The 14,564-nt window shown below is 59.8% G+C and carries 11 protein-coding genes; 1 reads left to right on the top strand and 10 read right to left on the bottom strand.

Annotation, left to right across the window (positions count from 1 at the left end; genetic code table 11):
* Window positions 1-7: 7 nt before the first annotated feature.
* The 9 genes from GO007_RS09910 to GO007_RS09870 are packed head-to-tail and all read right to left on the bottom strand — an operon-like array spanning window position 8 to window position 11,786.
* Window positions 8-1,762, bottom strand: a complete 1,755-nt coding sequence (locus GO007_RS09910) for an ABC transporter substrate-binding protein (RefSeq protein WP_095099083.1) — start codon at window positions 1,760-1,762, stop codon at window positions 8-10.
* Window positions 1,763-1,782: 20 nt separating this feature from the next.
* Window positions 1,783-2,991: a GNAT family N-acetyltransferase gene (locus GO007_RS09905; protein ID WP_095099079.1), complete on the bottom strand. Its 1,209-nt coding sequence runs from the start codon at window positions 2,989-2,991 to the stop codon at window positions 1,783-1,785.
* A gap of 10 nt (window positions 2,992-3,001) precedes the next feature.
* Window positions 3,002-4,222: an acyl-CoA dehydrogenase family protein gene (locus tag GO007_RS09900; protein WP_095099076.1), complete on the bottom strand. Its 1,221-nt coding sequence runs from the start codon at window positions 4,220-4,222 to the stop codon at window positions 3,002-3,004.
* Between the two features lie 27 nt (window positions 4,223-4,249).
* A complete protein-coding gene (locus GO007_RS09895; protein WP_045858063.1) occupies window positions 4,250-5,401 on the bottom strand; it encodes an LLM class flavin-dependent oxidoreductase in 1,152 nt (383 codons plus the stop codon).
* A complete protein-coding gene (locus tag GO007_RS09890; RefSeq protein WP_095099073.1) occupies window positions 5,398-6,804 on the bottom strand; it encodes an LLM class flavin-dependent oxidoreductase in 1,407 nt (468 codons plus the stop codon). Before GO007_RS09890 ends, GO007_RS09895 begins: the two co-directional genes overlap by 4 nt.
* A 22-nt stretch (window positions 6,805-6,826) precedes the next feature.
* A complete protein-coding gene (locus tag GO007_RS09885) occupies window positions 6,827-8,467 on the bottom strand; it encodes a dipeptide ABC transporter ATP-binding protein (RefSeq protein ID WP_095099070.1) in 1,641 nt (546 codons plus the stop codon).
* A 12-nt stretch (window positions 8,468-8,479) separates the two neighbouring features.
* The gene (locus GO007_RS09880) at window positions 8,480-9,316 is read right to left on the bottom strand and encodes an ABC transporter permease (protein WP_095099067.1); all 837 of its coding nucleotides are present in this window, start codon (window positions 9,314-9,316) and stop codon (window positions 8,480-8,482) included.
* Between the two features lie 2 nt (window positions 9,317-9,318).
* The gene (locus GO007_RS09875) at window positions 9,319-10,272 is read right to left on the bottom strand and encodes an ABC transporter permease (protein WP_045858055.1); all 954 of its coding nucleotides are present in this window, start codon (window positions 10,270-10,272) and stop codon (window positions 9,319-9,321) included.
* Window positions 10,269-11,786, bottom strand: coding sequence for an ABC transporter substrate-binding protein (locus GO007_RS09870; RefSeq protein ID WP_223261772.1), 1,518 nt, complete (start codon window positions 11,784-11,786; stop codon window positions 10,269-10,271). Before GO007_RS09870 ends, GO007_RS09875 begins: the two co-directional genes overlap by 4 nt.
* Before the next feature lie 338 nt (window positions 11,787-12,124).
* On the opposite strand from GO007_RS09870, the gene GO007_RS09865 reads away from it, so the two are divergent.
* Window positions 12,125-13,483 (top strand): LLM class flavin-dependent oxidoreductase, encoded by a 1,359-nt coding sequence (locus GO007_RS09865; protein WP_095100086.1) that lies wholly within the window; start codon window positions 12,125-12,127, stop codon window positions 13,481-13,483.
* A 700-nt stretch (window positions 13,484-14,183) separates the two neighbouring features.
* Here the strand turns inward: GO007_RS09865 and GO007_RS09860 are convergent.
* Window positions 14,184-14,495, bottom strand: coding sequence for a hypothetical protein (locus GO007_RS09860; protein WP_095099064.1), 312 nt, complete (start codon window positions 14,493-14,495; stop codon window positions 14,184-14,186).
* Window positions 14,496-14,564: the final 69 nt, after the last annotated feature.

The following is a 14,564-nucleotide window of genomic DNA, read 5'->3' as shown; positions in this document are numbered from 1 at the left end:
CGCCCCCTTAAGGCTTCAGCGCAATATTGGTGATATCGGCCTGGGTCGCCAGCGAAGACCACGTCCAGTTTGTGACGCGCTCAGACGTCACCGCAATGCGGCGTTTCTCAAACAGCGGGATCCACGGCAGGTCAGCGGAGACCAGGCGGTCAGCTTCCTGCCAGATAGGGCCAGGGTTGTCCGAGCTGTAGGCCTGCTTCGCTAACTGGTTCAGCTTGTCGTTGCTGTAGCAGATGGCGTAGACGTTGCCGCGCCCGCATGGCGAGGCATCTGAATTCAGCCAGCCTCCGAGCAGCATGCGCGTCGCCGGACCTTGCCAGTCAGGGGAGGTCTGACCGAGTGCAAGATCCCAGCGGTTTTCCGGGCTTTGTAAATACGACATAAACTGCGGCGGCGGCACCGGGATCAGGTTCAGGCGAATCCCCGAGCGGGCCAGATCTTCTTTGAGGATCACCGCCAGGGTGCTGAACTGGTTATTGGCGCGATAGACCAGATCCAACGTCAGCCCATCCGCCAGTCCGGCCTCTTTCAGCAGCGCTTTGGCTTTTTCCGGGTCGCCTTTACTGTCCGTGGTGGCGTACGGATCGAACGGCTCATGGCCGAGCAGGGTGCTGGTGATAATCTGCCCCAGCGGCAGCGCGGCGATTTTCCCACCCTGCGCCTGCACCAGGTGCGACTTGTTCACCGCGTAGGCCAACGCCTGGCGCACGCGCAGGTCGCGCAGGGCTGTTGCGCCGGCGCTCTTCGCCTGCGGCTGAGCGTTAATGGCGATGAAGTTCGCCGCACCGCTGTTGGCGGCGTGCAGATACGGGCTCTTTTTCAGCAGATACTGACGAACCGCGGCCTGCGGCGGTACGTCAAGGTACAGCGACAGATCCGCATCGCCCGCCTGAATACGCTGCATCACGCTGTCTTCGTTGTTGCCGGTAAAACTCACCTCGATGGCGTCAACCCAGGCTTTACGCGCCGGGTCTTCCGCGTGGTTGTAGTCTTTCACTTTGCTTAATACCAGCTTCTGGCCGCTGGCGTAGCTGGCGACTTCATACGGCCCGCTGGACGGAAAGTTTTTGCGAAACTCCTGTGAGTCCGGGAAGTAGCGCGAAGCGACCTCTTCCGGCAGCGGGGTGACGAAGTTCATCGACAGAATGTTGAGGAAGTCGTAGTTTTTGCTGTCGGAGCGCAGTACCAGCGTTTTGTCGTCTGGCGCGCTGACGCCTGCAATCTCGTGGCCGTCAATGAACGCCTTGCTGGCGGCAAGATCGCCGGTAGCGACTTTACTGAACGCCTGGCAGTAATCGGCAAACCCGGAGAAAGCGAGGTTAAAGTAGTTCACCGCCGCCACCTGCTTGTTGGGATCGCAGAAACGCTTGATAGCGTAGACGAAGTCTTTTGCCACAATGGGCCGCGTCGTCGGCCCGGCGAAGCGAATACCGTCGCGCAGGTGGAAGGTGTAAGTTTTGCCATCGGCGCTGACGTCCCATGATTTTGCCAGATCGCCAACCAGCGTGGTGTCATCCTTCAGGCTGCTGGTCGAGCCGGGGTAGGTGACCAGCTGGCGGGTGACCGCCCGCAGGATCTCCCACGAGTCAACCGAGTAGCCGGTCAGCGGATCGAAGGCGTCAAGATCCGGCTGTAATGAGGCAATCTTCAGCGTGCCACCGGGCTGTGGCGCAGCCTCTTCGGCAAACGCCGGAACCATTGCGCTAGTGATGAAGGCAACAAAAAGGGCCTGGCCCATCAGGGGCCAACGAATGCTGTGCATCAAAAAATCTCCAGAAAAAGTTAGAAGAAAATCCCCGACCAGGGATGTTCATGACAGGCCAGCAAGCGCGTCAAACGCGCGGTGGACTGCGAATGGTGAGGCTGAATACGGCGTGCGGCCACGAGCTGGTGAGCGGTGTATTCGCCGAGCAGCAGCATGGCAAGCGCATCGATACCAAGCGAGATATCCGGTTGGCCGGCGCTGCGCTGAATGCCGCCAGACGATAGCCGCCAGACGCCGCGGTTTGCCTCAATCAGAGGGTCATCAATCGCCAGCGTGAGCGCCTCGCCGTCGCCAAGGGCTCGGGCGTTAAACGTCCGCTCGACGTTGAGGATTCGCAGCCAGCTTTCGTCGACGCGCCTGACTTGCTGCACCGCGCGAGGATTTGCCAGCAGCAGCGGCAGGGCGTCATCCACCGGGCGGTGCGGCAGTTCGATATAGCGCGCGATATCAAGCTGCAGCAGATAGCCGAACAGCTGCGCGGCTATCTGCGGGTCAGCGGCGTGCAGATCGTCAACCACCAGCGTGCGCTCAGCGCTGTACAACCAGTTGTCGTCGGGCCTGGCGTGATAACGCACAAAGCCCTGAGGCTCGCCATCTTTGAGCGCCAGCGCCACATAATGGTTCAGGCTGCTGTGCGCCAGACGATGCTGCTGGAGCGCCCACCACTGCGGCCAGCGGGTCAGCGTGCCGGCGTGGCGCTGCGGGTAGCGCGTCACGACGGTTTGTTGCGCCTCCCAGGCGTCGGCGTGAGGCAGCAGGCGAATATCACCTTCGGCGGCGGGCAGCGATGACAGCTCGCGTTTGTCAACTCTAAGATCCTGAATAGCCGTGGCGATACCGTAGCCGAAGCGCCCGTAAATGGTGCCCTGCGAAGCGCGCAGCGTGGCGACGGCTACCCCCTGCTGGTAAAGATCGGCCAGCTGTTGGCTGAATAGCGCCCGCAGCACGCCGCGACGGCTGAAGTGGGGCAGGACGCCGACGTGGGTGACGGCGGCATGCGGCACTCGCTGGCCGCCCGGCAGAGTCAGTTCGCCGGGGAAACTGTTGCTGGTGCCCGCTAATTGGCCGTCGAACGAAGCGGTATAAACGCGCCCCGGCACCACGTAGCGTTCGGCCCACGCCTCCACCGGCGTGACGCCCCCGGGGAGGCCGAACATCGCCTGGCGAAACAGCGTCGCGGCAGCGAGCAGCTCGGCGGGGTCATAGATAATCCGAATCTCCGGCATCGTCGCTTCCTTAGCGTTTCGGCGGCGAGTAGACGCGCGGCGTCGGCAGCTTGCCGCTCAGCACGTAGTCGCCCACTTCTCGCGTACGATAGGTCACCGGATCGTGCAGCGTGTGGGTACGCACGTTACGCCAGAAAACGTCCAGCCCGTACTGATTGCTGGTGGATCGCCCGCCGGTCAGCTCAAAGATCTCGTTGCTGATTTTTAGCGCCACGTTGTTGGCTATGACCTTGGCCTGGTCGGTTAGCAGCGCCAGTTCGCCCCATTGGGTTTCGGTGAGATCGTCGCCGGCATGGAAGGCATCCTGGAAGGCGTGCGCGGTTTTTTCCGCCAGCGCGATCCCGGCGGCGAGATCGGAGGAGAGCTCGCCCGCTTTCAGCCGGTGATACGGGTCTTCCAGCGCGCTCTCCACGCCGGACTCCGGCCACGGGCGTACGGTGTCACGGAAATAGGCGGCGGCCTGCTTCAGCGCGCCTTCGGCAATGCCGAGGTAGAAGTGGACAAAAATCAACTGGCTGAACTGGTTGCGCAGGGCGTTGCGCAGCAGCGCGCTCTCCGGCTTCTCCTCCAGCCCGGTGAGGCGATCTTTCTCCTGAAGACGCACGCGGTTGAATTCCAGCGTACCGCTGGCGGTCAGGCGCTGGCCGAGGTTGTCCCAGTCATCGTTAAAGACGATCCCCGGCCGATCGGCGGTAACCTGGTACTGCACCAGCCGATCCTCTATCCATACAGCGATGGTCATTACCTGCGAAACGGCAGCGCCAGTGGCAAAAGTGCGACGCCCGGTGACGTAGAGATCGTTACCGTCCCATTCCAGCTTCAGGCGCGGGTCACGCGGGTTGCTGATGCTCGACTGGAACCAGCCTTCGTTGGCGACGCCGCGGGCGATAAACTCCCACTGCTCGCGGTTGCCGAGAATGTAGCTCCAGACACCGTTGGAGTAGTGGTAGGTGATCAGCTGGCCGATCGAGCCGTCGGCAGCAGAGATAATGCGGCCAATCTCCAGCGCCTGCACCAGATTCGCCCCTCCACCGCCCAGCGACTTCGGCACCGCCAGCTTGAGCAGGCCGCTCTGACGCAGCCAGTCTATCTCTTCAAACGGATGTTTATTGGCGCGATCGCGCTCCAGCAAGGTGGCATAGAGACGGTCCGCGACTTCCTGAGCCACTACTTTCCAGTGGACGAATTCCTGGTGGTTAAGTCCTGCATAAATGTCCTGAGCATGGCTCATAGTTCCTCTCTTAGGGGCGATGTTTTTTTATGGTTGGTGTGGTGAGTGCAGCAGTCCGCTGCGGCGTAGCAGGGCACCTGCGCCCTCGGCAAACCAGTAAGCTTCTTCAAGATGCGGCTGACCGGATAAAATAAAGTGTTCAATGCCCAGCGCGTGGAAGGCCTGGATCTTCTCCGCGACCTGCTGGTGGCTGCCGACGATGGCGGTACCTACGCCGCCGCGCACCAGCGCGTAGCCGCTCCAGATGTTAGGGGCGATCTCCAGCAGACGGACGTTTTCCGGCGTTACCTTCTCGGCCTGAATATCGTCAAGCAGAGCACTCATGCGCTTTTGCCCGACGGATTCGGTGCGCCCCAAAAGCAGCTGGGCGCTTTGAATGCGCTCCGGGGTTATGCCGAGCAGCAGGCGGGCGGCCTCACGCCAGGCCTCTTCTTCGCTGTCGCGGCTGATGACGTGAAAGCGGATGCCGAAGCTCGGCGTACGCCCTTGGGCGGCGGCCAGCGCGCGCACCGTCGCCAGCTGCTGAGCGACCTGTTCGGGAGGTTCGCCCCAGCTAATCCAGGTGTCGGCCTGCGCGGCGGCAACCTGCTGGGCTGCCGGGCTGGAACCGCCGAAGAACACCGGCGGCACTGACCACGGCGAGGGTAGCAGGGTGGCCTGCTCAAGCTGATAGTGCTCGCCGTGAAAATCGAACGGCTGGCCGCTGTTCCTGGCGTGACTAACGCCTTTAAACGCGGCGATAAACTCGCCGCTGCGGGCGTAGCGCTGGTCGTGATCCAGCCGGTCGCCGTAGCGGCGCTGCTCAACCGGATCGCCGCCGGTGACGATATTGATCATCAACCGTCCCTCGGTCAGCCGCTGGAAGCTTGCCGCCTGATGAGCGGCCAGCGTTGGCGAAATAAAACCCGGACGGAAGGCAACGATAAACTTCAGCCGCTCGGTGTGTTGGCTAATAGCCATGGTGCTGAGCCATGCGTCTTCGCACCAGCTGCCGGTCGGTGTCAGTACGCCTTCAAAGCCCAGGCGCTCTGCGCTGCGGGCAATATCGATCAGATAATCGAGGGTGGCGGGGCGGAACTGGCCGCTGATGCCGCTGATGTGCTGAGAGTCATCGCCTGCGCCGACGATCCCCCGGCTGTCGCCATTGGTCGGCAGGTACCAGTGCAGATGGATACTCATTGCACCTCCTGAGGATAGCCATCTGTTAGTTGACGAAAGCGGGTGCCGGGGTGATCGTCGCGCAGCCGCTGCTGCCCGCGACCCTGCAGGCGTTCGCGTAGGGTGAGCGACGTACCGTCCGCCCGACGCATGCGTCCCCGCGCCTGAAGTTCCGGCACCACCCAGCGGACAAAATCTTCGAAACTGCCGGGGCTGATGGCGTAGGCGAGGTTGAAGCCATCAACCCCGGAGGCGTCGGCAAAGGCTTCCAGCTGGTCGGCGACGCTCTGCGGGCTACCCACCAGCGTCGGGTGAATGCCGCCGATGCCGATGTAGTTACTGATATCGCCCACCGTCCACTGGCGCTCGGCGTCAATGCGCGTCAGCCCGGCCAGCGCCGAGCGGCTGGCGTTGGTTTCGATATATTTGAGCGGCTCGTCCAGCGACCAGCCGGACCAGTCCACTCCCGTCCAGGCAGAGAACAGCGCCAGCGCCGCTTCCTGACTGGTGTAGTTGAGGTAGTCCTGGAATTTGGCGTGTGCCCTGGCATCGTCCTCATCGACCACCACGCTGATGGCGGTGATAAAGCGAATTGCCTCGGCGCCGCGCCCCTGTTCATGCGCCAGGGTGCGAATTTTGTCGATATTCTGCGCGATCGACTGCGGCGTGGTGCCGCCGAGGAACACGACTTCGGCATTCTGTGCGGCAAACAGACGACCCCGGTCAGAGGTGCCAGCCTGGAACAGCACCGGCGTTCGCTGCGGGCTGGGTTCAGAGAGGTGCGCGTCCGGCACGGTAAACCAGCGCCCCTGATGGCGGATCGGGTGGACTTTGGCGGGGTCGGTATAGACGCCCGCCTCGCGGTCACGGCGTACCGCATCGTCTTCCCACGAGCCTTCCCACAGCTTGTAGGTCACCTCAAGGAACTCCTGCGCACGCTCGTAGCGTTCGTCGTGGTCCATCTGTTTTTCCAGCCCGAGGTTACGCGCGGCGGACTCCAGCACCGACGTCACGATGTTCCACGCCACTCGCCCCTTGGTCAGGTGGTCGAGCGTGGTGAACTTGCGCGCCAGCAGATACGGATGCTCGTAGGTGGTTGAAACGGTGATGCCAAACCCCAACTGTCGGGTGGCGGCGGCCATCGCCGAGACCAGCAGCAGCGGATCGTTGACCGGCGACTGCGCGGCGGTACGCAGCGCGGCATCGGGTTTGCCCTGGTAGACGTCTATCTGCCCCAGCGCGTCGGCGATAAACATAGCGTCAAAACCGGCCTCATCGAGCAGGCGCGCAATGTGCAGCCAGTAGTCGAGAGTCGTGTATTCGCTGGCTCGGTCATCGGGGTGCCGCCACAGTCCGGCGGAGACATGGCCGACGACGTTCATCATAAAGCCGTTGAATAACAGCTGTTTTTTTGCGGTTGTCATGGTGCGTCCTTATTAAAATGGGTCAGGCAAAACGTTTTAATGCCGCGTCCGTCGTGCCCGTTGGCAGCAGGTAGCTGGCGGCCAGCAGCTGCCGGGTGATCGGATGACGATCCGCGGCGTACAGCGCGTGGCGCGGGAAATCGTCCACTATCTGGCCGCGGGCCATCACCACAATGCGCTGGCAAAACTGCGCGACCAGGGCCAGGTTGTGACTGATAAACAGGCAGGTCAGGGCGTGCTGGCGATGCATACGAGTGAGCAGCGCCATTACCTGCGCCTGTACCGTGAGATCCAGCGCGGAGGTGGGTTCGTCGAGCAGCAGGAAGCGGGGATTTACCGCCAGGGCGCGGGCAATATTGGCGCGCTGGCGCTGACCGCCGGAGAGCTGGTGCGGATAGCGCTGCAGCAGAGCGACGTCCAGCCCAACTTCGCTAAACAGGGACCTGGCGCGCGCTACCGCCTGCGGACGCTGTGCGACCGTGCCAAGACGGAACTGCGGGCGAACCAGCTGCTCTTCCAGCGTCAGACGCGGGTTGAATGAGGCCAGGCTGTCCTGAAAGACGCACTGAAGCTGACAACGCAGAGTAGTGATGCTGTCCTTATCCTTGTTGCTCACCAGCTCGCCAGCAAAGCGCATTTCGCCGCGATCGCCTGGGATCAGCTGCGCCAGCAGCCGCGCCAGGGTGGATTTTCCGGACCCGGACTCGCCGATAATGCCGACAATTTCGCCGCGCTGAACGGTCAGGCTGACGTCGTTAACCGCCGTAACGGCCACCTTTTTCGGCCACCATCCCCGCGTCTCCCGGCGCCAGAAATCTTTTCCCAATCCGCGGGTTTGCAGCAGCGGCGCGTCTTCGTCGTGGTATTCGGCCACCGGCGTGGTGTTCGGCCACGGTACCGCCGCCAGCAGCGATTGGGTATACGGGTGCTGCGGCGCGGCGATAAGGTCAGCCGTTGACCCCTGCTCAACGATGCGCCCGTGCTGCATAACTGCGACGCGGTCGCTTAACGCGGCCACCACGCCGAAATCGTGAGTAATGATCAGCAGCGCCATCTGCTGCTGCTGGCACAGCTCTTTGAGCAACTGGAGCACCTCGCGCTGCACGGTGGCGTCCAGAGCGGTGGTGGGCTCATCGGCAATCAGCAGCCGCGGGCGGCACATGGCGGCGAGGGCAATCAGGATGCGCTGGCGCATACCGCCGGAAAGCTGGTGCGGATAGAGCGCCATTACCTGCTCCGGCTGACGGATTTTCATCCGGGTAAGCCACGTCAGCGCCTCATCACGCAGAGCGCGCCGCCCCAGCGCCGGATGCAGGCGGCGCAGATTGTGCTGCAGCTGCTTGCCCACTCGCCATGACGGGTCTAGCGTGGAAAGCGAGTTCTGAAACACCATCGCAATATCGTGTCCGCGCAGACGATTAAGCCGCGCGGTGGATTGGTGCAACAAGGGCTGGCCGTCAAAAGCGATGCTGCCGTTGACCGTCGCCTGGCCCGCAGGCAGCAGGCCGAGAATGGCGGCGGCGGTGACGCTTTTTCCGGAACCGGATTCGCCCGCAAGCGCCAGCACTTCTCCGGGAGCAACGGTCAGGGAGACATCGTCCACCGCCTGCACGTTCTGGCGGTGAAAAAGCACGTTAAGGTGGGCAATCTGCAGCAGGCTCATGGTTGCCGCTCCTTATTGGTAAGGGTCAAGGAGATCGCGCAAGCCGTCCCCCAGCCAGTTAAAAGCCAACGACAGCAGCACGATCGCCAGGGCTGGAGCGGTAGCGACGTGCGGCGCACCGAGGATCATCATCTGCGCGCCTTCGCCAACCATGCGTCCCCAGTCCGCCTGCGGTGGCTGTACGCCGAGGCCGAGGAAGCTGAGGCCGGCCAGAAATACCACCATGCCGCCGAGCAACGAGGTGGTGTAAACCAGCAGCGGCGTCGCCACGTTGGGCAGGATTTCACGGAACAGAATGTCGACGGTCGACGCCCCCTGGGCGCGTAGCGCCTCGACGTACTCTTTCGCCGCCTCGGCGCGAGTATCCCGATAGACCACGCGGGTGAGGTAGGGAATGACGCTGCAAATCAGGGTGATGATGAGCGTCGGATAGCCGCTGCCCAGCACTGCTGAGAGGCCGATGGCCAACAGCACCATCGGGAAGGCGAACAGCATGTCCATACTGCGCATAATCAGTTCGGAAAAGGCCGAGGCGCGAAAACCTGCCAGCATGCCGAGCGCGAGGCTAATCAGCGCGGCGAAGATAATCGGCAGCACCGAAGCCGTAAGCAGGCTACGCCCGCCCCAGATGATTCGGCTCAGTACGTCGCGTCCCTGATTATCCAGGCCGAGTAAATGACCCGGCGTTCCCGGCGGCGCCAGGCGCAGGCCGTCAAACGAAGCGAGCGGGTCGTATGGCGAAAGCCACGGAGCCAGCAGAGAGACCAGCAGCGCGGTGAGCAAAATAAACAGGCCGAACAGTGCCAGCCCGTGTCGGGAGAGCCGGCGCAGGAACAGGGTCGTGGTCATGATTAGCGGGCTCCCTGGTGGCGCGGGTCGAGCCAATCCTGCAGGATGTCGCTGAGCAGGTTGACGGCGAGGAAGCAAGCGGCAATCAGCATCACCCCGGTCTGAATGGTGGGGTAGTCCTGGCCAGCCGCGGCGTTGTACAGCTGGGTGCCAATGCCGGGCCAGGCGAAAATTTTCTCGATAAAAATGACGCCGCTCAGCAGGTAGCCGATTTGCAGCCCGGTAATGCTGACAATTGGCGCCAGAAGATTGCGTCCGAGGTGCCGCCATAGCAGCAGCGCGGTGGGATAGCCTAGCGCACGGTAGGTGCGGATGTAGTCGGCATTCATAATGCCAATTACGCTGTTACGCACCTGACGAGCGAGGATCAGCATTGAGATCAGCGCCGTCGAAAGCGCCGGTAAAAACAGATGGTGCAGAAGATCGCCGAGTCCGCGATCGCCGCGCATGTCGTACATGCCGGAGACCGGAAACCAGCGCAGCTTGACGGCGAACAGCCAGATGAAAAATACCGCCAGCCAAAAGATGGGGACGTTGTGGCCGAGCTGCACCAACAGCATCACCAGACGGTCACGGCGGGTGTTCTGCCACAGACCGCACGCCACGCCGACCGCCACGCCGGGGATCAGGCACATCAGCACCGCGGCGCCGGTAAGGATGGCGGTATTGGCGAAGGCGCTACTCAGTACCTCTACCACCGGCGCGCGCAGGGTCAGCGAAGTTCCCCAGTCACCGCTGAACAGATTTTTCAGCCACAGCAGGTACTGGACCGCCGCCGGTTTATCCAGCCCGTAGACGTGACGGATCTGCTCGATAGCTTCGGCGGAGAGCTGGCCGGCCAGCGCGTTGGCGATCGGGTCGCCGGGTACCAGCTTAGCAATCAGGAACACCAGCAGCGAGATCAGAAACAGCAGCGGGACGGCCTGCGCCAGCCGAAGCAGTACGATGCGTATCATGATTTCAGCCACACGCGGGTCAGGTCGTAGAAGTTCTGCGCCGGTACGTTAAAGCCCTGGACGGCAGGCGATGTGGTAAACACGCGGTTCAGCTCCAGCAGCGGGACGAACGCCGCCTGCTGCTGGAACTGCTGGTTGACCTGGTGCCACAGGGTCAACGCTTTCTGACGGTCGATGGTTACGCTGGCCTCGGCAATCAGCGGCGCGACGCCGGTAATCACCTTTTCGCCTTTGCCCCGCGAAACCACGTAGTTTTTCCACGCCACGTTCAGCCACTGCGGGCTAATCAGCCCCCACTCCATGGTGAACAGCCCGGTGTCATCGGCGAGGTTGGCCAGATGCGAGCTGTAGGTGATCCACTCCTGCGACACGACCTTCACGGTAATGCCGACCTTGCTGAGATCGCGCTGGATCCACTCGATAACCGGCTGGTTCTGGTCGTAAGTGATGATGGTGAAGCTCACTTCGCCGGGCTGGTAGCCCGCATCGGCCAGCAGCTTTTTCGCCCCTTCCGGGTCGTAGGCATAGTCTTTCTGCTCGGCCAGAAAAGCTTCATTAGAACGGTTGAGTATGCTGTAGCTCGCCACCGCGTGGCCGTTGAGCAGCGATTTCACCAGCTCTTCGCGGTTGATGGCCTTAATCACCGCCTGACGGACCGCCAGCTGGCTGGTATATTTATTGGCAAAGTTCCAGCCGAGGAACAGCTGGTTGGCCTCTGTGCTGTCGTGCACCGTATAGCCGCTTTGTGAGAGCAGATCTACCGCGTCGGTCGGGGTACGTGACAGGATATCCACCTGGCCCGATTGCAGCGCGCTGACGCCTGTGCTGCCGTCGAGAATTGGACGGAAGATCAGCCTTTCCATATACGGCTTTTTGCCCCACCAGTCGTCGTTGCGAACCAGCTCGGTGCGGTCGTTGCGTACCCGCAGCACAAAGCGGTACGGGCCGGTGCCGGTAGGGTGCTCCGCCAGCCCGTCCTGACCCCATTTTTTCAGCGCCTCCGGGCTGAAAATACCGGAAACCCAGTTGCCCTGCGGCAAGAAACGCAGGAAATCAGGGAAAGGCTGGTTGAAGGTGTAGCGGACGGTAAGCGGATCAACGACCTCAATTGCTTTCAGATCGTGATAGACCTGAGCCATGGTGGCCTGTGAGCGGGCGTCATAGTATTCAAACTGTGGATCGGTATAACGGCGCACGTTAAAACGCACCGCTTCGGCGTCAAACGACGTACCGTCATGGAACTTGACCCCTTCGCGGAGATGGAAGGTAAAGACGGTTGCATCATCATTGATTTCCCAGCGGGTCGCCAGTCCGGGGACGATCGGCGGGGTGCCCTGCGCCGCGGGTACGGAGAGATCTTCTGCGACCAACGACTCATAAATATGTTTATCAACCCGGTAGGTTTCATAAGAATACTGTCGGTTAGGATCGTAAATCGTCGGTTCCAGAGCCTGACCAATAATTAAGATTTTGCCATAACGAGATTTCTCATCGCTATCCTCAGCAAAGGACAAACCGGGCAGTCCTAATCCCATTAATAATGTGGTGGAAATAGCCGTAAGCTGTAATAGCTTACGACGAGATAATAATATCCCGGATGGAAAGTTCTTGTTTTTCATGGCGATGTCCAAGTTTTGAATGCAGGTCTTTGTAATATTTGCCTGAATTTTTTGTCTTTCCATCAGGTCTGAAGGCGATGTTAGCACTGGAAAAAAAAGAGCATAAATGCGCATTTGTGATTTTATATTCTATTTTTTTAATTTGCGGTTTTCGACTTTGGTTTGCCGGATTTAATAATTGTCGATAAAAATGGTTTTATTTATTGTCAGTTCTTTTTATTTCGGTAAATGACATGCGCAATAACATTATTCTCAGCGGGTTTACGATGGCGGCGGTTTCACATATTAACTACGGTATGTGGCGCGACCCGCAGGACCAAAGCCATCGTTATACCGATATTGAGTACTGGGTAGGTCTGGCGAAGCTGCTGGAAGAGAACGATTTTGACTGCCTGTTTATTGCCGATGCGCTGGGGCTGATTGACAGCTGGCAGGGCAGCCCTGCGGCCTCGCTTAAGCAAGGCATCCAGTCTCCGCTTATCGATCCGCTGCTGCTGGTCTCCGCCATGGCGGCACAGACAAAGCGGCTGGGGTTCGGTATCACCGTCTCCACTACCTATGAGCAGCCTTACCTGCTGGCGCGAAAATTTACCACTCTCGATCACCTGACCAATGGGCGTATTGCCTGGAACGTCGTAACCTCACAGTTGGAGAGCGCGGCGCGCAATCTCGGACTGGAAAAGCAGATCGATCATGACGAACGCTACGAGCGTGCCGACGAGTTTCTGACAGTTAGCTACAAATTGTGGCAGCACTCCTGGGAGCGGGCGGCGCTGAAGCGTGATAAGAGGGAGGGGCTTTATACCGACCCCGCCAAAGTCCACCCGATCCGCCATCAGGGGCGCTGGTTTACCGTACCGGACGCGCACCTCTCTGAACCCAGCCCGCAGCGGACGCCGGTCATTTTTCAGGCCGGGGGCTCGCCACGCGGCATTGATTTTGCTGCTCGTCATGCGGAGGTGGTGTTTGTCGCCGGGCTGGACGCCAGCGGCGTCCGTCGACAGGTCACGGCCATTAAGTCGCGGGCGGCGGAGTTTGGTCGCTCGCCGGGGGCAATTAAGTTTATCAGCGCGGTAACGGTCATTACCGCAGAGACCGAGAGTGAAGCGCAGCAGCGCTATTCAGAACGAAGCGCGCGCTATGATTTACAGGGCGCGTTGATCCATTATGGCGCCAGCACCGGCGTCGATCTTTCCGGCCATTCGCTGGATGCGCCGCTGGCATGGCAGCAGACCAACTCTAACCGCTCGCTGCTGAAAATGGTCGCCGGCGAGGATGGACAACCGAGCCGCACGCTGCGCGAAGTATTTCATCCTGAGCAGGGGCTAGGGCGGCAGAAGACCTTTGTCGGCAGTGGTGCCAGCGTTGCCGGGCAGTTGGCGCAGTGGCTGCAAGAGAGCGATACCGATGGCATTAATCTTGCGCAGTGGCTTTCTCCAGGCTGTTTTGAGGATTTTGCCCGTTGGGTGATCCCGGAGCTGAAACAGCGCGGCCTGTTAGGGAACCCGACTGAGACGCTGACGCTGCGTCAGCGGCTATTCCCCGAAGGCGGTGCCGAGCCTGCAGCCGATCATCCGTCGCAGCAAAATTAGCGCACAGAACGAAAGTCGGAAGCTGCATATCTGAGTGGTGTTAGTCCTGGGGACGCGAATAGCATTGCACCTGAGTTTAGTGGGAAGTATCTATTAGTTGAGTGTTATGAAACGAATGAAGGGCAGCAGGGAAGCAGTAATAAACTCGCCTGGCTGCAAGAATTCAACGTATTTGTCCCGGTCTCTGTGCAAGTAGGTGATAAACCTGAAAGTTCAGTGAAACTGGAAAATGTTAGCGTGATACGTTAATAAGCAAGCAGGCTCACCGTTTTCGTCGGTGAGCCTTTTATGACCCTGGCTCGAGTATGGTCCAGACCTGGTCAAGATTAACTGGCGGTGAGAACAATTTCGAATTTCCTCTACTCGCTCAAATCGGCCATTTAAGTCGCTAGTTAAGCGATTAGCAGAAGAACATTCCTGTCAGTGATTATAATCCCTCAGAAAAACTGTCAGCACATCTTTCGGAGGAATACCCCCGCACAAACACGATCCTTTCATTTCAAACCTTACTGGTCCAGTCCGATAATGCTCAAAACAATATTATTTTTCACTGCGCTGAAAAGCATTCAATTATTACGGTTGTTATCAGTCTGAGGGTGCTGGCGGTGGTACTGCAAAGAACTCTTTATTAAATTAAATATGAGAACTGGGCAGACTCAGAAGAGAAAAAGGCCGCCTCATGGCAGCGGCCAGTGAATGACTATAGAGGTGATACCGTCTGGACATTGTGTTGGAAAACGTAAGGATCAGATAGCAACTCAAATTGCTCGTCATCCGGATAGGTGACTGCAATCTGGTACTGTTCGCCTGCGAATGCTTTCACGGCATCAAGATCTTTCCAGTAAGTTGCCAGGAAGAAATGCTCCCATTCACCCTGCGTCTCTCTGCGTACATATGCTCCCAGATTTCCTGGTGTCCCTTCAGAATGTTCAACACCTGTCTTTTGCAGATGATTTGCAAAGCCTTCTGCATGCCTGAACGGTACGCATCCGTGCCATGTTCTGACTACCATGCATCTATCCTCATGTTATGAAAGTTTTTAACCATAACATGGTATGGGAGGAAGTGTGATTCGCGATCG

Source organism: Klebsiella sp. 10-1 (genome assembly GCF_009758445.1).
Classification (GTDB): domain Bacteria; phylum Pseudomonadota; class Gammaproteobacteria; order Enterobacterales; family Enterobacteriaceae; genus Klebsiella; species Klebsiella scottii.
This window is presented reverse-complemented; position numbering and strand designations above follow the sequence as displayed.

Bases quoted from the DNA above. Each gene is read 5' to 3' on its own strand.
- GO007_RS09910 (WP_095099083.1), bottom strand. From the start codon at position 1,762: ATGCACAGCATTCGTTGGCCCCTGATGGGCCAGGCCCTTTTTGTTGCC.
- GO007_RS09905 (WP_095099079.1), bottom strand. From the start codon at position 2,991: ATGCCGGAGATTCGGATTATCTATGACCCCGCCGAGCTGCTCGCTGCC.
- GO007_RS09900 (WP_095099076.1), bottom strand. From the start codon at position 4,222: ATGAGCCATGCTCAGGACATTTATGCAGGACTTAACCACCAGGAATTC.
- GO007_RS09895 (WP_045858063.1), bottom strand. From the start codon at position 5,401: ATGAGTATCCATCTGCACTGGTACCTGCCGACCAATGGCGACAGCCGG.
- GO007_RS09890 (WP_095099073.1), bottom strand. From the start codon at position 6,804: ATGACAACCGCAAAAAAACAGCTGTTATTCAACGGCTTTATGATGAAC.
- GO007_RS09885 (WP_095099070.1), bottom strand. From the start codon at position 8,467: ATGAGCCTGCTGCAGATTGCCCACCTTAACGTGCTTTTTCACCGCCAG.
- GO007_RS09880 (WP_095099067.1), bottom strand. From the start codon at position 9,316: ATGACCACGACCCTGTTCCTGCGCCGGCTCTCCCGACACGGGCTGGCA.
- GO007_RS09875 (WP_045858055.1), bottom strand. From the start codon at position 10,272: ATGATACGCATCGTACTGCTTCGGCTGGCGCAGGCCGTCCCGCTGCTG.
- GO007_RS09865 (WP_095100086.1), top strand. From the start codon at position 12,125: ATGCGCAATAACATTATTCTCAGCGGGTTTACGATGGCGGCGGTTTCA.
- GO007_RS09860 (WP_095099064.1), bottom strand. From the start codon at position 14,495: ATGGTAGTCAGAACATGGCACGGATGCGTACCGTTCAGGCATGCAGAA.